At 66.2% G+C, this 21,409-nt stretch carries 17 protein-coding genes; 8 read left to right on the forward strand and 9 right to left on the reverse strand.

Annotation, left to right across the window (positions count from 1 at the left end; translation table 11 throughout):
• From pta to recR, 6 genes are all read left to right on the forward strand, one after another.
• Positions 1-1,932: phosphate acetyltransferase (pta, locus tag B3587_RS05790; protein WP_292727088.1), on the forward strand; the 1,932-nt coding region annotated here is incomplete at its 5' end.
• On the forward strand, positions 1,929-3,161 hold the full coding sequence (locus tag B3587_RS05795; protein ID WP_292727090.1) for an acetate kinase: 1,233 nt from the start codon (positions 1,929-1,931) through the stop codon (positions 3,159-3,161). The genes pta and B3587_RS05795, both read left to right, overlap by 4 nt.
• 127 nt (positions 3,162-3,288) lie before the next feature.
• Positions 3,289-4,074 carry an HAD family hydrolase gene (locus B3587_RS05800; RefSeq protein WP_292727092.1) on the forward strand — a complete coding sequence of 262 codons (786 nt, stop codon included), beginning with the start codon at positions 3,289-3,291 and terminating at the stop codon, positions 4,072-4,074.
• A complete protein-coding gene (locus tag B3587_RS05805) occupies positions 4,071-6,614 on the forward strand; it encodes a glycoside hydrolase family 65 protein (RefSeq protein WP_292727094.1) in 2,544 nt (847 codons plus the stop codon). The genes B3587_RS05800 and B3587_RS05805 overlap by 4 nt, the downstream gene beginning before the upstream one ends.
• Positions 6,615-6,634: 20 nt before the next feature.
• Positions 6,635-8,749 (forward strand): DNA polymerase III subunit gamma and tau, encoded by a 2,115-nt coding sequence (locus B3587_RS05810; RefSeq protein ID WP_292727096.1) that lies wholly within the window; start codon positions 6,635-6,637, stop codon positions 8,747-8,749.
• Positions 8,750-8,751: 2 nt separating this feature from the next.
• Positions 8,752-9,345: a recombination mediator RecR gene (gene recR, locus B3587_RS05815; RefSeq protein ID WP_228177993.1), complete on the forward strand. Its 594-nt coding sequence runs from the start codon at positions 8,752-8,754 to the stop codon at positions 9,343-9,345.
• Between the two features lie 24 nt (positions 9,346-9,369).
• On the opposite strand, the gene B3587_RS05820 is transcribed toward recR, so the two are convergent.
• Complete coding sequence (locus B3587_RS05820; RefSeq protein ID WP_292727099.1) at positions 9,370-10,803, reverse strand: threonine/serine ThrE exporter family protein; 1,434 nt, start codon at positions 10,801-10,803, stop codon at positions 9,370-9,372.
• A 122-nt stretch (positions 10,804-10,925) separates the two neighbouring features.
• On the opposite strand from B3587_RS05820, the gene B3587_RS05825 reads away from it, so the two are divergent.
• Positions 10,926-12,212 (forward strand): aspartate kinase, encoded by a 1,287-nt coding sequence (locus B3587_RS05825; RefSeq protein ID WP_228178037.1) that lies wholly within the window; start codon positions 10,926-10,928, stop codon positions 12,210-12,212.
• Positions 12,213-12,252: 40 nt separating this feature from the next.
• Here the strand turns inward: B3587_RS05825 and B3587_RS05830 are convergent, their stop codons facing one another.
• The 8 genes from B3587_RS05830 to aroQ all read right to left on the reverse strand — a co-directional run bounded on the left by B3587_RS05830 (position 12,253) and on the right by aroQ (position 20,586).
• Positions 12,253-12,894, reverse strand: a complete 642-nt coding sequence (locus B3587_RS05830; RefSeq protein ID WP_292727100.1) for a TetR/AcrR family transcriptional regulator — start codon at positions 12,892-12,894, stop codon at positions 12,253-12,255.
• Positions 12,895-12,916: 22 nt separating this feature from the next.
• Positions 12,917-13,828: a cyclase family protein gene (locus B3587_RS05835; RefSeq protein ID WP_292727102.1), complete on the reverse strand. Its 912-nt coding sequence runs from the start codon at positions 13,826-13,828 to the stop codon at positions 12,917-12,919.
• Between the two features lie 18 nt (positions 13,829-13,846).
• Positions 13,847-14,848: an ABC transporter permease gene (locus B3587_RS05840; protein ID WP_292727104.1), complete on the reverse strand. Its 1,002-nt coding sequence runs from the start codon at positions 14,846-14,848 to the stop codon at positions 13,847-13,849.
• Entirely contained in the window at positions 14,845-16,362 is a 1,518-nt protein-coding gene (locus B3587_RS05845) for a sugar ABC transporter ATP-binding protein (protein ID WP_292727106.1), read from the reverse strand. The genes B3587_RS05840 and B3587_RS05845 overlap by 4 nt, the downstream gene beginning before the upstream one ends.
• Complete coding sequence (locus tag B3587_RS05850; protein WP_292727108.1) at positions 16,349-17,383, reverse strand: sugar ABC transporter substrate-binding protein; 1,035 nt, start codon at positions 17,381-17,383, stop codon at positions 16,349-16,351. Before B3587_RS05850 ends, B3587_RS05845 begins: the two co-directional genes overlap by 14 nt.
• A gap of 82 nt (positions 17,384-17,465) precedes the next feature.
• Positions 17,466-19,286 (reverse strand): sugar phosphate isomerase/epimerase and 4-hydroxyphenylpyruvate domain-containing protein, encoded by a 1,821-nt coding sequence (locus B3587_RS05855; protein ID WP_292727109.1) that lies wholly within the window; start codon positions 19,284-19,286, stop codon positions 17,466-17,468.
• Positions 19,283-20,143, reverse strand: coding sequence for a shikimate dehydrogenase (locus tag B3587_RS05860; protein WP_292727110.1), 861 nt, complete (start codon positions 20,141-20,143; stop codon positions 19,283-19,285). The genes B3587_RS05855 and B3587_RS05860 overlap by 4 nt, the downstream gene beginning before the upstream one ends.
• Entirely contained in the window at positions 20,140-20,586 is a 447-nt protein-coding gene (aroQ, locus tag B3587_RS05865) for a type II 3-dehydroquinate dehydratase (RefSeq protein ID WP_292727112.1), read from the reverse strand. Before aroQ ends, B3587_RS05860 begins: the two co-directional genes overlap by 4 nt.
• 147 nt (positions 20,587-20,733) lie before the next feature.
• Here aroQ and B3587_RS05870 point away from each other — a divergent pair.
• Positions 20,734-21,409, forward strand: a 676-nt coding sequence (locus B3587_RS05870; RefSeq protein ID WP_292727114.1) for an aspartate-semialdehyde dehydrogenase, incomplete at its 3' end; no start/stop codon positions are given.

A 21,409-nucleotide genomic window follows, 5' to 3' on the forward strand; every position in this document is an offset into this window, starting at 1 on the left:
AAGATCGTGGAGCGCTACAAGGCCGTTGAGGCGCAGTGTGACGCCGTCGTGATCGTGGGGAGCGACTACACGGACGTCGGGTCACCCGCGGAGCTCGGCTACAACGCCCGCATCGCGGCAAATCTCGGTGCCCCAGTCTTGCTCGTGATGAGCGGCCGAACCGGCGAAGCGGAAAAGCTCGGGTCGTCACCTGCGCGAACCCCCGAGGAGATTGGCCAGATCACCGCACTAGCACTGGCCGAGCTCGCCCACGGACGAGCGGGGCTCCTCGCGGTGATCGTCAACCGTGCCGATGCGGAGCGGATCGAAGACGTCGTCGGATCCGTGCGTGAGGTCATCGATCATGCTCGCGAGCCCGAGCACGTGGCATCCGACGGTGTCGTGCCGGTGTGGGCGATTCCCGAGGACACGTTCCTGGTGGCCCCCACGATGCGCGAGGTTATGGCGGCGATCGATGGAACCCTGATCAAAGGCGACGAGGAGTTGCTCTCGCGCGAGGTCCTCGGTGTCGTGATCGCGGGGATGTCGATGGTCAACGTGCTGCCGCGGCTGAGTGAGAGTTCCATCGTCATGATCCCAGCCGACCGCACCGAGGTGCTGCTGGCGACGCTGCTGGCGCACTCCTCGGGCACGTTCCCGTCGATTTCCGGCATCCTGCTCAACGGCCCGTTCCCCCTGCCCGAACAGATCGACAGGCTGATGGATGGCGTCTCCTCGAACCTGCCGATCATCGCAACCGATGAGGGCACCTTCGAGACCGCCGTCAAGGTCATCAATACGCGGGGACGCTTCGCCGCGGCATCCCAGCGGCGGTACGACACCGCGCTGTCGATGTTCGAGCAGTACGTCGACACCGCGATGCTGAGCAGATCGCTCGGCTTGGCGCGGTCGTCAGTCGTCACCCCACTCATGTTCGAATACCAGCTCGTGGAGCGGTCCCGCGCGGATCGGCGGCGGATCGTGCTTCCCGAGGGAAACGACGATCGCGTCATCCGGGCCGCCGCGACAGTCCTCGCGCGCGGCATCGCCGACCTCGTCATCCTCGGCGATGAGGGCGATATCCGCACGCGAGCGGCAGAGCTCGGCGTCGACCTGACAGCAGCGCAGATCATCAGCCCGTTCGACCCCCACTACGTCGAACAGTTCGCGCAGGAGTACGCGCGCCTGCGGGCCCACAAGGGGATCTCACTCGATCAGGCAGCCGACACCGTCACCGACGTGTCCTACTTCGGGACGCTGATGGTTCACCTGGGCCTGGCCGATGGCATGGTCTCGGGCGCTGCGCACACGACGGCGCACACGATCCGTCCGGCGTTCGAGATCATAAAGACCAAGCCGGGTGTCTCGGTGGTGTCGAGCGTCTTCCTCATGGCTCTGGCCGACCGCGTGCTCGTGTACGGCGATTGCGCCGTGATCCCTGATCCCACTTCTGAGCAACTCGCCGACATCGCGATCTCGTCTGCAGCGACAGCCGCGCAGTTCGGGATCGACCCCCGCGTCGCGATGCTGTCGTACTCGACGGGGGAGTCCGGGTCGGGGGCGGATGTCGAGAAGGTGCGCGCAGCCACCGCCTTGGTCCGCGACAGGGCGCCGGAACTGCTCGTCGAGGGCCCCATCCAATACGACGCAGCGGCTGACGCGGCGGTTGCCGCCGCGAAGATGCCCGGTTCACAGGTCGCCGGTCGCGCAACAGTCTTCGTCTTCCCGGACCTCAACACCGGGAACAACACCTACAAGGCGGTCCAACGCTCGGCCGGAGCTGTCGCGATCGGGCCCGTCCTGCAGGGGCTCAACAAACCCATCAACGACCTGTCGCGGGGCGCGCTGGTCGACGACATCGTGAACACCATCGCGATCACCGCGATTCAGGCCCAAGCGGATGCCGACACCTCGGCTCCAGCATCCAGTGAGAAGGAAGGGACCACCGCATGAGTGTCGTCCTCGTCGTCAACAGCGGTTCGTCGTCATTCAAGTACCAGCTGATCGACATGGACAACGAAGCGGTGCTCGCCTCGGGCCTCGTGGAACGGATCGGGCAAGAGAACGGTCACGCGCGTCACACCGTCACCGCGGCGGAGTTCGCCCCGGATGAGCCGGCACCGACATTCGTGAGCGCGACCTCCGAGCGAGACCTGCCGATTCCCGACCACACCGCAGGCTTCCAGGTGATGCTCGATGCCTTCGCTGCGCACGGCCCCTCACTGCAGGCGAATCCGCCCGTCGCCGTTGGTCACCGCGTCGTGCACGGTGGGGCGCGCTTTTTCGAGCCGACGCTGGTGACTCCGCTGGTGCTCATCAACATCGAAGACCTGTCGGTACTCGCGCCCCTCCACAACCCAGGGGCCGTGCAGGGCATCCGTGCCGCACAGGAAGCGTTCGACACGATTCCTCACGTCGCGGTCTTCGACACCGCGTTCCATCAGACGCTCGCCCCCGCCGCCTACACGTATGCGATCGACACCGAACTCGCGCAGGAGCACCGCCTGCGCCGGTACGGCTTCCACGGCACCTCACACAAGTTCGTCAGCGAAGCCGCAGCGGCGTTCCTCGACCGGCCGCTGGGAGACCTGAAGCAGATCGTGTTCCACCTCGGAAACGGAGCCTCGGTCACCGCGATCGACGGTGGTCGTTCGGTCGACACGTCCATGGGGCTCACACCGCTGGAGGGACTTGTCATGGGCACCCGTTCGGGCGACGTCGACCCGGCCATCGTGTTCCAGCTCGCGCGACGCGCGGGGCTCTCGATCGACGACCTCGACGATCTGCTCAACAAGCGCTCGGGACTGCTCGGCCTGGCGGGGGCCTCCGACATGCGCGACATCGAACAGCGACGCGAGGACGGCGATGAGGCGGCGACGCTGGCCTTCGACGTCTACATCCATCGCCTGCGCACCTACGCCGGTGCGTATCTCGCGCAGCTCGGCGGCGTGGATGTCATTTCCTTCACCGCCGGCGTCGGCGAGAACTCGCCCATCATCCGTGCGGCGGCCCTCGAAACCCTCGGCTTTGCGGGAGTGGAGATCGACCCCGAACGCAACGAGCGGCGGGAGCGCGGCATCCGTCGTATCTCGACCGATGCGTCTGAGGTGAGCGTCCTGGTCGTACCGACCAATGAAGAACTCGAGATCGCTCGGCAAACTCTGGGCGTCGCGCAGGGCTGAGCGCCCGCAAACCAGCATTGCGGCAGGGTCGAACTACTACGCTTGCACCACGGCGTCAGCCGTACCCGACCTATTGCCATGGCTCGTGCCAACGCTTTCGACATCGCCACCCGCCGGGAGGATTCCTGTGGCCGACGCTCTTCCCGATCTCACCGCCTACGATGCGGTGCTCTTCGATCTGGACGGGGTGCTGACACCGACCGCCGAGGTGCACATGCATGCGTGGCAGGCGATGTTTCAGGAGCTCTTCGCGGCGTGGAACATCACGCCCGAGTACACCGAGCGTGACTACTTCGAGCACCTCGACGGCAAGAAGCGCTACGACGGCGTCGCGAGCCTGCTGTGGAGCCGTGATGTCGAAGTACCCTGGGGCGACCCGAGCGACTCGCCTGAGATCGACACCGTCTGCGGCATCGGCAACCGCAAGAACGCTGTCTTCGAGAGCGTGCTGCGAAGCGAAGGAATCGCGCCGTATCCGGGCTCGCTCGCGCTGCTGGACGTGCTGCGGGATGCCGGTACCCGGATCGCGGTGGTCTCGAGTTCCAAGAACGCCCGGGAAGTGCTCACTGCCGCCGGCATTATCGATCGCTTCGAGGTGATCATGGACGGCGTCATCGCCGAACGCGACGGGCTGGCCTCCAAGCCCGCCCCCGACGTGTTCGTCGAGGCTGCTGCGATGCTCGGTGTCGACCCGACATCCAGCGCGGCCGTCGAAGATGCCCTGTCAGGGGTACGTTCCGCGGCTGCTGGCGGATTCGCGCTCGTGGTCGGCGTCGACCGTGGCGTCGGAGCCGAGGTGCTGCGCGACGCTGGCGCACACGTGGTGGTCTCCGATCTGGCCGAGTTCCTCGACGGCGACGGTGCCGGCATCCCTACCGCTGCTCTCGCACCCGAACCGGAGGAGTCCGCGTGATCGATCGTGATCGCTACCCCATCGACCCATGGCGGCTCGTCGAGACGAGCTACTCGCACGACGAGGTCGGGGTCTCCGAGACACTCTTCGCCGTCGGTAACGGCTACCTGGGCTTGCGGGGCAACAGCCCCGAGGGTCGCTTCGCGCACGAGCACGGCACCTTCATCAACGGCTTCCACGAAGTCTTCCCGATCCGGCATGCGGAGCAGGCGTATGGGTTCGCCGAGGTCGGCCAGACGATCATCAACGCCCCGGATGCCAAGATCATGCGGGTCTACGTCGACGACGAGCCGCTGTCACTCGACATCGCCGATGTGCGCGAGTACGAGCGTGTCCTCGACATGCGCGACGGCGTCATGCGTCGGCGGATCCTGTGGGTGACACCGTCGGGCAAAGAGGTGCTGATCGAGGATGATCGGCTGGTGTCGTTCGAGGAGAAGCACCTTGCGATCCTTCGGCAGACCGTCACGGTCCTGAACGCCGATGCGCCGGTCACCATCAGCTGTCAGATCATCAACCGGCAAGACGGCGAGGACGTCTACGGCGGAACTCCCGTCGCACCCAAGAAGGCGGGATTCGATCCGCGCCGGGCCGAGCGGATCCACCAGCGCGTTCTGCAGCCACAGGAGTACTGGCAGGACGGCACGCGATCGGCGCTGGCCTACAAGGCATCCGAATCCGAGATGACGATCGCGGTCGTCGCCGACCACATCATCACCACCGACAACGAGTACGACCCGCGGCGCCTGATCGAACCCGACATCGCCAAGAACGTGTTCCGGGTGCGGGCGAAGGCCGGCGTGCCGGTCACCGTCACTAAGCTCGTGAGCTACCACACCTCGCGCGGTGTTCCCGCGCGAGAACTGGTCGATCGGTGCCGCAGGACCCTTGACCGCGCGGAGGCCGAGGGCGTCGATACGTTCTTCACGCGCCAGCGCGAATGGCTGGATGCGTTCTGGGAGCGTTCGGACGTTCGGATCGGCGGCCATGACGATCTGCAGCAGGCGACCCGCTGGTGCCTCTTCCAGCTCGCCCAGGCTGCCGCGCGGGCCGATGGGCTCGGCGTCCCCGCGAAGGGTGTCTCGGGGTCGGGCTACTCGGGTCACTACTTTTGGGACACCGAGATCTACGTGCTGCCGTTCTTGGCTTATACGACCCCGCAGTGGGCGCGAAACGCACTGCGGATGCGGTACCTCATGCTTCCCGCCGCGCGTCGGCGCGCGCGTCAACTCAACGAGGCCGGGGTGCTCTTCCCGTGGCGCACGATCAACGGTGAGGAGGCCTCGGCCTATTACGCCGCTGGCACCGCTCAGTACCACATCAATGCCGACGTGAGTTTTGCCCTCGCGAAGTATGTGCGGGCGACGGGCGACACCGAGTTCCTCTATCGCGAAGGCGTCGATATCGCCGTCGAGACCGCCCGGATGTGGGCGAGCCTCGGGTTCTGGCGTGAGACGGAACTCGACTCCGAGCGGTCGTTCCACATCCACGGTGTGACGGGGCCCGACGAGTACACGACAGTCGTCAACGACAACCTCTTCACGAACGTCATGGCTCGCTTCAACCTGCGTTTCGCTGCCCACACGTTGCGCGACATGGCCCTGGACGCTCCCGAGGATTACCGCCTCATGGTGGATCGCCTGGGCCTGGGGGAGCACGAGGTCGAGGCGTGGGAGGCCGCGGCTGAGGCGATGAACATCCCGTTCAGCGATGCCTTCGGCATCCACCCCCAGGACGCCGTTTTCCTCGAAAAGGAAGTCTGGGACCTCGAGAACACATCGCCCGACCAGCGGCCGCTGCTGCTGCACTTCCACCCGCTGGTGATCTACCGGTACCAGGTGCTCAAGCAAGCCGACGTGGTGCTGGCGCTGTTCTTGCAGGGCAACCACTTCACCGCCGAAGAGAAGCTGGCCGACTTCGAGTACTACGACCCCCTGACGACGGGGGACTCGACGCTGTCGGCAGTCGTGCAGGCGATCCTCGCTGCCGAGGTCGGCTACCAGGACCTCGCCCTGAGGTACTTCCTCGACTCGATCTATGTCGATCTCGGCGACCTGCATCACAATGCCGCGGATGGCGTGCACGTCGCCTCGGCCGGCGGCGTCTGGACCGCGCTGGTCAGTGGATTCGGAGGTATGCGCGACCACTTCGGGGAGTTGAGCTTCGATCCGCGGCTGCCTGCCGACTGGCCGGAGCTCTCCTTCACGCTGCACTGGCAGGGCACGCGGCTGCAGGTGACGATCGCCCGCGACCGGATGTGGTTCGCGGCGGGGCCGGGGCAGAGCGTCTCGTTCTCGGTGCGGGGCGCTCAGTACGTCATCGACCCCGAGCAAGAGCTGATGATTCCGCTTGCCGATCAGGGTCCGGTGATTCCCGGCCGACCCTCGATTCGTCAGTTCGCGGATGTCACCCGCGACGACGGGTCGCTGCTGTCGGCATCCGTGCCGGTCGTCACGACCTCGATCCCGATCGTGGGGTCGCCGGAGACGTTCGAGAGCGTGCCGGATCAGCTGCCGCAGGCCGCTGACCCGATGTCGTGACCACGCCCTAGGCTGGACGAATGACCACCGCCCTGTACCGCCGGTATCGCCCCGAGGCGTTCGGCGAGATGATCGGGCAGAGTCAGGTCACCGAACCGCTCATGACCGCGCTGCGGGGCGACCGCGTCGGGCACGCCTACCTGTTCTCCGGGCCTCGCGGGTGCGGCAAGACGACCTCGGCGCGCATCCTCGCGCGGTGCCTGAACTGTGCCCAGGGACCGACCGACACCCCCTGCGGTACGTGCGAGAGCTGCATCGAGCTCGGACGCGGCGGCGGGGGATCCCTGGATGTCGTCGAGATCGACGCCGCCAGCCACAACGGTGTCGATGACGCACGCGATCTGCGGGAGCGCGCCGTCTTCGCACCCGCACGTGATCGGTTCAAGATCTTCATCCTCGACGAGGCGCACATGGTGACGCCGCAGGGATTCAACGCCCTGCTCAAACTCGTCGAAGAGCCTCCCGATCACGTGAAGTTCATCTTCGCCACGACCGAGCCTGAGAAAGTCATCGGCACGATCCGGTCGCGCACGCACCACTACCCGTTCCGACTCGTCCCGCCGGCGGCGATGCTCGAGTATGTGGGCTCGCTCTGCGAGAGCGAGGGCGTGGTCGTCGATCCCGGTGTGCTGCCCCTGGTCGTCCGCGCCGGCGGCGGGTCCCCGCGAGACACGCTGTCGCTGCTCGACCAACTCATCGCGGGCTCGGAAGGCGCCGTCACGTACGAACGCGCGGTCGCACTTCTCGGGTACACGCATGCCGAGCTTCTCGACGAGATCGTCGACGCGCTCGCGGCATCCGACGCCGGTGCCGTCTTCGCCGCCGTCGACCGGGTTGTACAGACCGGGCAAGACCCGCGCCGCTTCGTCGACGATCTTCTGGAACGGCTGCGCGACCTCATCGTCGTCGCCGCGACGGGGGACGGCGCCGCAGCAGTGCTACGCGGCGCATCCCCCGAAGACCTCCAGCGGATGTCGGCGCAAGCAGACCGGTTCGGCGCTCAACGGCTCTCGCGCACAGCGGATGTCGTTGTCGCCGCGCTCGACGAGATGACCGGTGCCACCTCACCGCGACTGCAGCTCGAGCTCATGTGCGCGCGCGTTCTGGCGCTGGCCGCCGCCGCTCCAGCTGCTTCCCCGGCCCCTGCGGCCGCTGCCCCGGCACCCGCTCCAGCTGCTTCCCCTGCCCCTGCGGCCGCTGCTGCCCCGGCGCCCGCCGCTGCTCCGGCCCCTGCTGCTCCCACTCCCTCGCCCGCGCCTACGGAAGCGAGCGTTTCGGAGACGAGCGTTGCGACAGTGCCTCCCGCGCCACTGACCGAGCCGGTGACGCTGGGCGTGGTTCGGGAGCAGTGGGCTGCGGTACTTGCCGCGCTGGAGGGCATCAGTCGCTCGTCATGGTTGCTGGTGTCTGTCGCGACAGTTGCCGATTTCTCGGGCGACGTGCTCACCCTCACGTTCGCGAACGCTTCCGACGTCGCCAAGTTCAAGCATCTTCTTGCCGGCGCAGGACCCAGCGAAGATCTTCGCACCGCGATCAAGCAGGTTCTTGGCATCCGGGTGAAGTACCTTGCCAAGCACGACCCCGCGGGCGGACCCTCGGACTCGTCAGGCCCCTCAGACGGCGGGCCTACTGGCGGGCCGGGCCCGGGCGAGGCGCCCCGGACGCCGCAGCCCGGCGGCGGCGCGAGTGCACAGCCCGGAGGCGGCACGCCGGCCCCGCCTCGTGGCGGCGGAACGACAGCGCAGCCTCGCGGCGGAACGACAGCGGCTGCCGCAGCTCCCGCCGTGACGGACTGGGCGGTCGCCCCCATCCCCTCGTCCGAAGCGCCGACCGCGGTCCTTGCGCCTTCTCTCGCGGTCGATGACGAGCCCGAGGATGCGCCGGTCGGTCTCGCTGTGCAGCTTCCGGCTCCCCGGGAGGGCGACGTCCTCGATGCTGATGAGCCCTCAGCCGACGATGATGACAGCGAGGGTGTCGATCTGGATGTCGCCCCCGAGCAGGCGCCTGTCGTCGCACAGCGGATCGCCCGGGCTCCCGACGGAACGCAGCGCTACGGGGAGGCGGTGGTGCGCCAGCTGCTGGGGGCGCGCTTCATCCGTGAAGAACCGCACGCATCACCCACGAGGTTCGGCTGAGCATGTACGACGGCATCGTCCAAGACCTCATCGACGAGCTCGGTCGGCTTCCCGGTATCGGGCCGAAGTCGGCGCAGCGCATCGCATTTCACATCCTGCAGACCCCGTCGTTCGATGTGTCGCGACTGTCGCAGGTGCTCGCCGAGGTGCGGGAAAAGGTTCGGTTCTGTGAGCTCTGCGGCAATGTATCGGAGCAGGATCGCTGCAGCATCTGCCGCGACCCTCGCCGCAACCAGACGCTGATTTGCGTCGTCGAGGACGCGAAGGATGTCGCGGCGATCGAGCGCACGCGCGAGTTCCGCGGGCTCTACCACGTCCTCGGCGGGGCGATCAGCCCGATCGCGGGTGTCGGTCCCGACGATCTGCGCATCGCGCAGCTCATGCAGCGACTTGCCGACGGTACCGTTCAGGAAGTCATCCTTGCCACCAACCCGAACCTCGAGGGTGAAGCTACAGCGACCTACCTGTCGCGCCTGCTGACCTCCCTGCAGATCACAGTCACGAGACTCGCCTCGGGTCTGCCGGTCGGTGGTGATCTCGAGTACGCCGACGAGGTCACGCTCGGTCGCGCCTTCGAGGGTCGTCGCTCGATCTGAGTCGGGTCAGCAGAACCCGGCTCGTCAGATGCGGAACCGGGCGCGCGCGTTCATGACACTCGTGAGGGTCGCCCGCACCGGCTGCCCGAGGTAGATGCCCAGTGATGCGCCGACAGCCAGTGCGATACCGATCACTCCGGCGTTCACGAGTGTCCCGAACCCCACGAGCATGTGAGCCGGGTCCTCACCTGACTGCACCAGCGTGAGCAGGCCCCGGAAGACCATCGCACCGGGCACCATTGGCAAGATGGCTGCCGCCGTCACGGCTACCGACGGCACGTGGAGGCGGTAGGCGAGCAGGATGCCGATGAAGCTGCCGGCGAGGGCGCCCACGCCGCATGCTGCGGCGGTGTCGAGGCCGATGAGCGACGCCAGAAGGTAGCCGGTCCAGGCTGCGACGCTTAGTGCCGCGCTGACGAGGATGATCCGCATCCCTGACCCGTTGATGACCGCCACCGATACGGCGATCAGCGCGGCGCCCAGGAACTGCAGCGGGATGGCGCCGAGGGGGAGAGCCTCGCTCGGAGGATCGACGGTGAGCCCGATAAGGCTGGCGACCTGCAGACCCACCAGGATGCCGATGACAACGCCGAGCGTCTGAGTGGTCAGTTCCAGGATGCGTCCCGATGCGGTGAGGGCGAACCCGTCGATCGCATCCTGGGCTGCTCCCACGACGGTGAGGCCGGCGAGCATCAACACGATCGCTGAGGCGACGATGACGGAGGGGCGTGCGTCAGCGGCGCCCGGCAGGCCTGTTCCAGCCAGCGCGGGAGCCAGCGATGCGAACAGCGTCAGGACTGCGGCGGCGGTGATCTGGCTGAAAAAGAACGGCACCCGTGCCCGCGCGAGACCGAACTGTGTGAGCGCGGCGAGGGCTGCAGCGAAGAACGCGAGAACCGTGACAACGGGATTGCCGCCGAACATGATCGCAACGCCCACGGCGAGCAGGCCCTGCGCTGCGACCACGATGATCGGTCGATGGGAGAAAGGTGTTCGTCGGATCCCGGTCAGGCGCGCTCGTGACTCCGGCAACGCAAGGCCGCTCGTGACCTCGTTCAGGAGCGCCTGCAGTCGTAGCAGTTTCTCGTAGTCGGGAGCCGCCGCCCGGACGACGCGCAAGAGCGTGATCGGACGGTCTTCGCCACTGCGGTGATAGGCAGCAGTGATCGAGTTGTATGTGACATCCACGTGCACCGGATGTAGACCGTACGCGCCGGCGGCGCGCACGATCGCGAAGGTCACCTCGGAGGCGGGAGCACCAGTCACCAGCATCGTCTCGCCCAAGCGGACGGCGAAGTCGAGGATGCGCACCGCAGCGGCGTCATCGACGATCGGAAGCGCTTCGGTCGCCGGATAGGCGTCTGCGGAGATCCGGAAGAGGCGGCCAAGTGGATTCGGTAGGCGGCGCCGGCGTTGCATGGCGGAAGCTCCCAGTTCGTCACGGATGGCTTCGTCCACCCTACGTGCCGCGTTCCGGTGCTACCTGGCGCCGACAGTCCCCATGACGTGTTCGGCATGTGCGCCTCCGTAGAATGGGTCGCTGGGTTCGGCATCCGAGCCTGTCATCCCGGGAGTTGCATGTGGCGCTGATCGTCCAGAAGTACGGTGGGTCGTCGGTGGCCGACGCCGAGAGCATCAAGCGCGTCGCCAAACGGATCGTCGACACACGTCGTGCCGGTCACGACGTCGTTGTCGCCGTGAGCGCCATGGGCGACACGACCGACGAGCTTCTCGACCTCGCGGGCCAGGTCGCACCGATTCCCGCTCCGCGCGAGCTCGACATGCTGCTTTCGAGCGGTGAGCGGATCTCGATGGCGCTGCTGGCGATGGCGATCTCGTCGATGGGCTTCGAGGCGCGCTCGTTCACCGGCAGCCAAGCCGGCATGATCACGGATGCCACGCACGGCGCCGCCCGCATCGTCGATGTCACTCCCATTCGACTCCGCGAGGCTCTCGACGAGGGCGCCATCGTGATCGTCGCCGGATTCCAAGGCTTCAACCGAGACACCCGTGACATCACGACCCTCGGCCGCGGTGGCTCCGACACGACCGCTGTGGCGCTCGCAGCGGCCCTCGAGGCCGACGTCTGCGAGATCTACAGCGACGTGGACGGGATCTTCACCGCCGACCCGCGCGTCGTGCCGATGGCGCGAAAGCTTGATGTCGTCTCCAGCGAAGAGATGCTGGAGCTCGCCGCCAATGGTGCGAAGGTGCTCTACATCCGCGCCGTCGAATATGCCCGCCGTCACGGCGTCCTCATTCATGCCCGGTCGACGTTCAGCTCGAGCGAGGGCACCTACGTCCTGGGTCCGGGCCAGTCCCGTCCCGATGCTCCGGAGGGAGTCACCATGGAAGAACCCATCGTCGCGGGGGTCGCCACCGACCTCGGTCAGGCCAAGATCACCGTCATCGGCGTCCCGGATGTGCCCGGCAAGGCAGCCGAGATCTTCAAGATCGTCGCCAAGTCGGGTGCGAACGTCGACATGATCGTGCAGAACGTGTCGGCTGCCGCCACCGGACGCACCGATATCTCCTTCACGCTCCCCAAGCAGGATGCCGCGCCGGCGCTGAAGGCGCTCGCCGCCGACCAGAGCGAGGTCGGCTTCGAAAGCCTCGTGCACGACGACCAGATCGGCAAGCTCTCGGTGGTCGGTGCGGGGATGCGCACGCATTCGGGCGTATCAGCGACCCTCTTCGAGGCGCTGAGCGTTGCGGGGATCAACATCGAGATGATCTCGACCTCCGAGATCCGGATCTCGGTGGTGCTTCGCGGCTCCGACATCGCCGAGGCGGCTCGCGTCGTGCACACCGCCTACGGGCTGGATGCCGACAGTGCAGCGACCGTCTACGCCGGCACCGGCCGCTAAGACCCACTCGCGCTCGCCACGCGCTGCAGCGATTTCGCGTCTAGGCGCGCATCGTCGAGACGACCATGTCGCCCGCAAGGCGTCGGTAGTGTTCATGACGCTCCTGCGCAAGAAGATCTCGCCCGAAGAGAGTGCGGAACGTATACCGATTCGCAACGTGGAACACGGCGTAGGAACTGATCAACATGTGCAGGTCCAGAGCGTCGACGTCATCACGGAAGTCGCCCGCGGCCACCCCCCGGTCAAGGACCCGCCCAATGGTCTCGACGGCCGTGCGGTTCAGGTCCGGGATCACCTCGGACTGGGAGATCATCTCGGCCCGGTGGATGTTCTCGATCGAGACGAGCCGCACGAAGTCGCGGTGGCTCGTGTGGTGATCGTATGTCGACTCCGCGAGTGATCGCAGCGCGTCGAGGGGAGCGAGCGTTTCGACGTCGAGATTCTGCTCGAGCTGGCGAATTACCTGATATGCCGACTCCATGACCGCGAGATATAGGCCTTCTTTCGAGCCGAAGTAGTAATAGATCATGCGCTTGGTGGTGCGCGTGGACGCGGCGATCTCGTCGACGCGGGCCCCTGAGAGCCCCTGAGCGGCGAACTCCGCCGTAGCCACCTCGAGGATGTCCTGCTTGGTCTGCGCGGGATCTCGGCGTCTGCGCACGGCCTCCGTCGCACTCGTCATGGTGTCCCCTTGCCTGCCCACATCAGAATGTCACGATCGGGCTCACCGGCGTACCCACGCCGCCTGTGACGCGCAGGGCAGCGCACGACAGATGGAATTCCGCTCTCCCGAGTTCGTGGGCCATCTCGCCGAGCTCGTCAAGGACGAACATCTCTCCGAGCGGCATCCCGAGATCTCTCAGCAGGACGCAGTGAAGAGGCATGACATCACCGGAGGCCGACGGCGCCACCTCCACACCCCATGTGTCAGAGCCGACGAACGCGACATCCCGCTCGCGCAGCCAGCGGGCGGTCTCGAGCGCCAGCCCGGGCTCGGATGCGAAGTACGCCTCGCGGTCGCCGCGATTCGTGAACGTCGCGAGCCAGCCGGTGCGGATCAGGAGCAGGTCGCCGGGACCCACCCTCACACCCGCATATGCTTCTGCGCGGTCGAGGTCCTCGCTCGTGATCGGCTCACGCGGATCGAGCGCGTCCCGACCCTGCGAACGTGGGATGTCCAGCAGCACACCCCGGCCGGTGATGCGCCCGGCGAGGTTCTGCACGCCCAGCCTCGACGCACCCGCCGCGGTGATCGAGTCCAGGGTCACCCCGTTGTAGAGCATCCCGTCGTACGCGACATGCGAGAGAGCGTCCAGCTGCGTCGCTCCCTGAAGATGGAGGAACAGGGCGTCGTCGAAATAGTGGAAGCCACCAGGGGACACCGGGGCATCCGGCAGACGCGTCATCACGTGAACCGGGTTGCTGCGAGTACCTGTGGCATCCTGCGGGCCGTTCTCGTCGAGTGGTAGGGACAGATCGAGGGTGATTCCGTGACGGACGCTGCCTGCAGCAGCGACACGCCGCTGCGGGGTGACAAGGTTGAGCGTCCCGAGCTGGTCGGATGCACCCCACCGGCCCCAATTGGACAGTTCGCGTCCGAGGTCCCGGTAACTCACGCGTTCCATCATCGCGGCTCAGGACCGTGAGCGGCGGGAGCGTCGACGGCTGTTGAGCGAGTCGAGCAGCACCGCGAGGAAGATCAGGGCACCCTGAACGAACTGCACCCAGAACGAGGAGACATTCAGCAGGGTGAGACCGTTGTTGATGACGCCGATCAAGAGCACGCCGACGAATGTTCCGATCATGCTGCCCTTACCTCCGAACAAGCTCGTCCCGCCGATCACGACGGCGGCGATCACCTGCAGTTCGGTTCCCGTCGCGGCGTTGGGCGTCGCGGAGTCGAGACGCCCGAGCAGGATGAGGGCCGCGATCCCGGCCATCACTCCGGCGATCACGTACGCCGAGAACACGATGCCACGCACGTTGATGCCCGCGAGACGCGCGGCCTCGGCGTTGCCGCCGACCGCGTAAATCCGATGTCCGAAGGTCGTGCGCGCGAGCACCAGATGTGCGATGGCGAACAGCAGAACCGTCACGACAGCCGAAGTCTTAACGTCGAAGATCGCCGATGCGCCGAGCCAGTTCAGCGCCTCGGGGAGTCCGTAGACCGATTGCCCTTGGCTGATCTGAAGAGTGAGGCCCCGTGCCATTCCCATGACTGCGAGCGTCACGATGAAAGGCGCCAGTCGCAGCCAGGCCACCGACGCGCCGTTGAATGCGCCGACCGCGGCGGACACCAATAGCACGACCGCGATTCCGATGAGTCCGCTGTCCGTCGTTTGGGCGACGATTGCACCGATCATCCCTGAGAGGGCGATGTTCGCGCCCACGGAGAGGTCGATGCCACTCGTGATGATGACGAACGTCGCGCCGATCGCCGCGATGCCCACGACGGCGCTCTGGGTGACGATGTTGGTCAGATTGCTCGCTGTGAGGAACGTCGGCGTCATGAACGAGAGCACGACAGACACGATCAGGAGGGCGGCGACGATCGGCAGAAGGGTGCTGTTGAGCGCGGCGCGACCACGGTCCACCCATGGGCGGTGCGTGGTGTCGACGGTGGTGGAAGAGGTCATGGGGCGGGCGTTCCATTCGTTGCGTTCCCACCTGCGGACAGGTGGAGGATGTCTTCTCGTTCGAATCGGTCGCGAGGGATCTCAGCGACCACGGAACCGGCGACGAGCACGTAGATGCGATCGGCGACGGCGAGAATCTCGTCGGTGTCCGAGCTGCACACCAGGACGGCGGCGCCGCGCTCGGCGAGGTCGAAGATCTCGTCGTATATGCCGGCTTTCGCCCCGACGTCGACGCCTCGGGTGGGATCGTCGAAGAGGGCGACGGTCGGTTCGCGCTCAGATATTCGGGCTACGACGATCTTCTGCTGATTGCCTCCCGACAGCTCACCAACGGGTTGGCTCGGGGAGTGCATCCGTACGCCGTAGCGGGATGCGATGTCCAGCGCTTTGCGCGCGAGCGCGCGGGGGCTGATGATCCCCCATCGCGAGACGGTGCGGTAGTCGCCGTACACGAGGTTCGACTCCACGCTCCCGTCGAGCACGAGGCCGTCTTTCTTGCGGTCTTCGGGCGCGTACAGCACTCCCGCGCGCAGTGCACGGCGCAATGCTCCCCGGTGCAGGACGGTTCCGTCGACGGCGACGGTTCCGGCCTCGGCGAATGTCGCTCCGGCGATGGCGCGCATGGCCTCGGTGCGTCCAGCTCCTGCAAGTCCGACGAGTCCGACCACCTCGCCCGCATGGGCGTCCAGAGTGATCCGTTTCACACCCGGCGCAGTGAGTCCGTCGACGTGGAGAACACGTCGACCGATCTCGCGTTCGCGCCAGGGGTAGGCCTGGTCGAGGTCTTTCGCGAGCATGGCGCGCACGAGCGCGCGTTCGTCCCAGTCTGAGGTTGGACCCTCAGCGACCTTCTCACCGTCGCGCAGGACGACCAGCCGATCCGCTATGCGGAACAGCTCCTCGAGATGGTGAGTGACGTAGAGAATCGCGATGCCCTGGGAACGCAGATCAGTCACCACCCGAAGGAGCGTCTCGACGTCGTGCTCAGGTAGGGAAGATGTCGGCTCATCCAGGATCAGGACGCGGGCGTCTCGAATGAGGCATCGTGCGATCTCGGCCAGCTGACGCTGCGCGATCGTGAGATTGCGAATCGGTGCGTCGAGGTCGAGCCCGGCGAGACCGACGCGGGTCAGTCCGGCGAGCGCCCTGCGACGGTTCTCTCCCCGGTTCTTGACGCCGCTGCGCGAACTCAGGTTCCCCAGAAGCACGTTCTCCAGCAGCGACATATCGGGGATGTCGGTCAGCTCCTGGTAAATGACGCTGATCCCGGCGTCGATCACCGCGCCCGTCGAGCGCGGGAGCGGTTCGCCGTCGATCGTGATGTGACCGGCGGTGGGGTGCACCGCTCCCGAGAGCGTGCGGATGAGCGTTGACTTGCCCGCACCGTTCTCGCCGACAAGTCCCGTGATGGTGCCCCCCTCGAGGGCGAATCCGACGTTCTTCAGAACGGTGTTCGTTCCGTACGTCTTGGACACGCCCTCGAGGACGACGTGGACCGTGTCAGCCGACTTCATCCGCCCAGATCCCGTACTCGCGGACCTCATCGGAGTCGATGTTCGCCGGCGTGATGATCTGTCCGGGCCACTCGATGAAGCCGGTCACGGTCTCCCCGGCAACCAGTCGCGCAATGTCATTCATAACGAGCTTCGCGAGTTGGATGGGGTTTGACGCGACGGTCATGTCCTGTCGGTTGGCGCGGATGTCTGCGATCGCCGGGGCGGGAGCATCGTTACCGGTGACGAAGATGTGGTCGGGGTCCCCGACGGGCTGGAACAGGCCCGCGGCCTCGATCGCCTTGGTGCTTCCCTGGGCTTCGCTGTCGTTGGCGTTCATCACCGCGTCGATGTCGGGGTGCGCCTGCAGAATCGTCGACATGGCCTGGAAGGTCTTGTCGGTATCGAATCCGCCGTCCGCTCGCGCGACCACCTCGATGTCCGGGTATTGGCTGATGACGTTGTCGAAGCCCTTCGTGCGATCGGCACCCGCTGCGCTACCAGCGATTCCCTGCATCTCGACGACTTTGCCCCGCGGCTCGCCATACTTCTCCGTCAGGAAGTCGACGATGCCCTGGGCGCTCTGTTCCCCGATGTTGACGTGGTCCATCGCGACGGTGAAGGTGATCGCGTCGGAGTCGATCGTGTCCGAGATGGCCACCATCGTCACGCCGGCTTCGGCTGCCGCTTCGACTGCGGGGACGATCGCCGATGCGTCGGCGGGGCTGACGACGATGTAGTCGGCGCCCTGGCTGACGAGATTCTGGATGTCGCTCGCCTGTGTGTTGTTGTCGCCATTCGAGTTGGTCTGGATCAGCCGGAAGTCGTGCTCCTCGGCGCCTTCCTCTAGACCCTTGATGAGGCCGGCGAAGTACGGGTTTGTGAGGGTATAGCCGGAATAGCCGACCACGATCTCATCGTCGGAGGACTGCGCGCCTCCCTGTTCGGCGGACGCGCATCCCGAGGCGACGAGCGCGAGACCGGCTGCGACGGCGAGGGTTGCCGCTGCGCGGCGGCGTGTGCTGTTGATTCGAGGGTTCACCTTTGATTCCCTTCAGGTGTTTCGGTGCATGATGGTGAAACTGACTTTCTGGTGTGGCCGGCCGAACCGGGACCGGGGAGCTTCAGTTCGCGGTAGGCACTCCTTCCCGCCGACGGGGCGGGGCGGAGGATGCTTCCGCCCGGAGAGCGGCGAGGCGTACGGGGGTGTTGATCGCCCCGTACCCTCGGTACCCACGCCTTCGCTCGACGAGCTCGAACTCGACACCGTCGATCGCGGGGAGGTAGGCGTGGAGGAACTCCCCGTCGCCGTCCCGGTCGTAGAGCACGTCGAGTTCGCGCAGACTCCGAACTGATTCTTCGGACAGGATGCCTCGAGCCTCGAGATCGTCATAGTAGTTGTCAGGAATGGGAAGCGTCGGTACGCCGCGTTCGCGCAACAACGTGAGCGTGGGCAGAAGGTCTGTGCAGGTGAACGCGAGATGGTTCACGAGCGGCAGCTCGTTCCCTGGCGTGGGCGGTACGTTGATGATGATCCCGGGGCCATCAGTGACGGCTGCGGGCGTCAGCGCCGTGCTCGATACGAGGCCGCGTTCGCTCGAGACGTCGACGCTCGGGGCTCGTTGCAGTTCGAGCAGGGAGGCGAAGAAGAGCTGCGCCTCTGCGGCTCGCTGCCACGGCATCACAAGTGAGACATGATCGATCTTGCACAGCCCGACGGGCGCGGCACTCTCGGGCTCCTCGAACTCGGTGAGCCATGTCGAGGTGTCTTCGTCCGCGAACATGACCGTCCCGTCGGGGGCGACATACCCGTCGAGAGTCGCTTCATCCTTCTGCCGGTCCCGTGGGGCGAGAGGCATCCGCAGCGCATCTGCACGCCCGTGCACGATCGCGGCATCGGCAACGTCGAGCCCGATCGCCGCGATCCGCGTCTCGGGGCCGAGCAATGATCTGTTGATGATGACGCGCGCGTCCCCCTGCACCCATAGCGAGAGGTCCTTGCGGCGATGCGTGCCGCGTCGGCTGAAGCCGAGCTTGCCCAGCAGCGATTCGATGCGCCCGACTTCTCCGGGCTGCAACTCGGCGAAGCTCACACCGCGCACTGTCGGCACCTGCGCGGGGGCGGCGGTGCGGGCATCGAGCCGCATGTCGAGCAACGCGAGCGAACGCCAGGCGTCGCGCGCTGTGAGTACAGCCTCGGCCTGACGGAAGACATCGTTGAAGACCTCAAGTGAAAGCGGTCCCGAGTAGCCGGCATCGAGCACTCGTCCGGTGAAATCGACGAGGTCCCAGTCGCCCTCACCCGGGAACAGCCGATGGTGGCGGCTCCAGCTGAGGGGGTCCAGGGTCATCCGCGGTGCGTCGGCGAGCTGCAGGTAGAAGATCTTGTCACCGGGGATGTCCGCGATGCCGTCGAGGTCACTGTTTCGGGCCAGGATATGGAAGCTGTCGAGGCAGACGCCGAGCGACGGGTGATCCGCGCTCTCGACGATCTTCCACGCGTGAGCGTAGGTTGACACGTGACGGCCCCACGCGAGCGCTTCATAGGCGATACGTACTCCATGGTCGCGGGCGGCGTCGGCGAGGGCGCTCAGTTGTTCCGCCATGGTGTCGTCATCGTCGGTGACCGCGGTCGCGACATTCGAGCAGAGGAGCGCGGTGTCGACCCCGAGCTCGTGCATCAGTGCGAACTTGCGTTTTGCCCGGTCGACGGACCTCCTGAACTCCTCGGGCGAGGTCGCCTCGATGTCACGGAGAGGCTGGTACAGATCGATGCGCAGCCCGGCGTCGGCGATGCGGTCGCGGATCTCGGTGGGCGTTGCGAAGCTGCTGATCAGGTCGGGTTCGAAGAGCTCGATCCCGTCGAATCCCGCCCGCGCGATCGCATCGATCTTCTGATCGAGTGAGCCGCTGAGACATACCGTCGCGATCGCGGTCTTTCTCATGGTGTCACCGCCGCTCCGACGAGCTCGAGGAAGTGCGCACGTACTCGCGAGGCGTCGGGTTCGTGTCCGGTGATGATTCGGATGCTGTCGACCGCCTGACCGACTGCCATGAGTCCGCCGTCGAGCACGCGGTGGCCCCTTTCCCGCGCGCCACGCACGAGAGCGGTTTCGAGCGGCAGGTACACAACATCCGCGACCCACGCATCGCGAGGAACGTCGTCGAGGTCGAATGGCAGTCCAGGATTGTGCAACATTCCCGTCGGCGTGGCGTGGACGACACCGTGCGCGTCGCTCATGGCCGAAGTCGACTCCGCGAGTGGGACATGGACGATCCGCGAGCCCGGGAAGAGGTCTCTCAGGCGGGCGGCAAGGAAGGCGGCGTGCTGGATGTCGCGGTCGACCAGCGTCAGCGCGCTCACTCCAGAGCGCAGGAGCGCGAAGGACGTCGCAGCGCCGGCCCCTCCGGCTCCGATCTGTACGACGCGTTGGTTCTCCACTGATCCCAGCCCCTCGCGTAGCGCGAAGCCGAACCCGGTCCAGTCGGTGTTGTGCCCGATCGTCTGGCCGTCCGTGTAGACGACGAGGTTCACCGCGCCGAGCTCCTCGGCATCGGGGGTAAGTGCATCGAGATAGGGGATGATGCGTTGCTTGAACGGGTGCGTCACATTCAGCGCGTCATAGTGTTCCGCCGTGATCTCGTCGAGGATTCGGGGGAGGTCGGTCGCCGGGCGCTGGGCGATGGATGTGTCGATGATTCGATACTCGTAGTCCAGTCCCAGCAGGTCGGCCTCGCGGCGATGCATGGGAGGGGTGAGCGAGGTGGTGATGCCTTCACCGAGGAGTCCGACGAGGATCATGCGGCGGCTTCCCGGTGTCGTCGATCGAGGATCGTGAGCGCGGCGAAGTACCCGTCGGGTCCTGCGCCGGAGATGGTCGCTGCTGCCGCTTCGGCGACATAGGAAATGCGTCGATACGGCTCCCGGGCATGCACGTTGCTGAGGTGCACTTCGACGACAGGGACGGATACGGCGCTCACGGCATCACGGATGGCGATCGACGTGTGGGTGTATGCCGATGGATTGAGCAGGATGGCGTCGTACGTTCCCGGTGCCGTCAGGATCGCGTCAAGGAGAGCACCCTCGTGGTTGCTCTGCATGAAGTCGCATGACCAGCCCAGTCCCGCTGCGCCCGCGGAGACCGCGTCGACGAGCTCGTGCTGGGTGGTCGTCCCGTAGACCTGCGGTTCACGCGTACCGAGCAGCCCGAGATTTGGCCCGTGAAGGATGAGCAGGTGTGGCATGTCTTCGTCGACTCCATAACGTATTAACTAGTTCGTACAATAACGTGAGATTCGCCGACGAGTCAAGCGGAACTGAGGCTCGGTAGAATCAGGGGGTTCAGCGCTCCGCCGCAACGCCGAGCCAGGCTCTATATCCGAGGAACCTCCATGACCCGCATCTCCGATTCAGGACTCTCCGTCGCCGTTGTCGGCGCCACCGGCCAGGTCGGCACCGTGATGCGCGAGATTCTCGCGGAGCGTTCGTTCCCGATCGGTGAGCTGCGGCTGTTCGCCACCGCCCGGTCGGCTGGCACCGCGGTCGAGTTCGGCGGGCACACCGTCATCATCGAGGATGTCGCCACCGCCGACCCCGCAGGTATCGACATCGCCCTGTTCTCGGCCGGGGCAACCGGCAGCCGCGCCCACGCGCCGCGCTTCGCGGCTGCTGGCGCCACCGTGATCGACAACTCCAGCGCCTGGCGCATGGACCCCGAGGTTCCCCTCGTCGTCAGCGAGGTCAACCCGCACGCGATCGACCAGGCAGTCAAGGGCATCATCGCCAACCCCAACTGCACCACGATGGCCGCGATGCCGGTGCTGAAGGTGCTGGATGCCGAGGCCGGACTCGAGCGCCTCATCGTCTCGACCTACCAGGCAGTGAGCGGCTCAGGCCTTGCCGGCGCGCAGGAGCTGCTCGGCCAGGTCGAGGGTGTGCTCGCCCAGGGCGACACCCTGCGCCTCGTGCACGACGGCTCAGCTGTCGATTTTCCGCAGCCCGAGAAGTACGTTGCGCCCATCGCGTTCGACGTCATCCCGTTCGCCGGCAACCTCGTCGACGATGGCC

The sequence above is a fragment of the Microbacterium sp. UBA837 genome (assembly GCF_002296025.1).
Classification (GTDB): Bacteria; Actinomycetota; Actinomycetes; order Actinomycetales; family Microbacteriaceae; genus Microbacterium.

Bases quoted from the DNA above. Each gene is read 5' to 3' on its own strand.
- B3587_RS05795 (WP_292727090.1), top strand. From the start codon at position 1,929: ATGAGTGTCGTCCTCGTCGTCAACAGCGGTTCGTCGTCATTCAAGTAC.
- B3587_RS05810 (WP_292727096.1), top strand. From the start codon at position 6,635: ATGACCACCGCCCTGTACCGCCGGTATCGCCCCGAGGCGTTCGGCGAG.
- recR (WP_228177993.1), top strand. From the start codon at position 8,752: ATGTACGACGGCATCGTCCAAGACCTCATCGACGAGCTCGGTCGGCTT.
- B3587_RS05830 (WP_292727100.1), bottom strand. From the start codon at position 12,894: ATGACGAGTGCGACGGAGGCCGTGCGCAGACGCCGAGATCCCGCGCAG.
- B3587_RS05840 (WP_292727104.1), bottom strand. From the start codon at position 14,848: ATGACCTCTTCCACCACCGTCGACACCACGCACCGCCCATGGGTGGAC.
- B3587_RS05845 (WP_292727106.1), bottom strand. From the start codon at position 16,362: ATGAAGTCGGCTGACACGGTCCACGTCGTCCTCGAGGGCGTGTCCAAG.
- B3587_RS05855 (WP_292727109.1), bottom strand. From the start codon at position 19,286: ATGAGAAAGACCGCGATCGCGACGGTATGTCTCAGCGGCTCACTCGAT.
- B3587_RS05860 (WP_292727110.1), bottom strand. From the start codon at position 20,143: ATGATCCTCGTCGGACTCCTCGGTGAAGGCATCACCACCTCGCTCACC.
- aroQ (WP_292727112.1), bottom strand. From the start codon at position 20,586: ATGCCACACCTGCTCATCCTTCACGGGCCAAATCTCGGGCTGCTCGGT.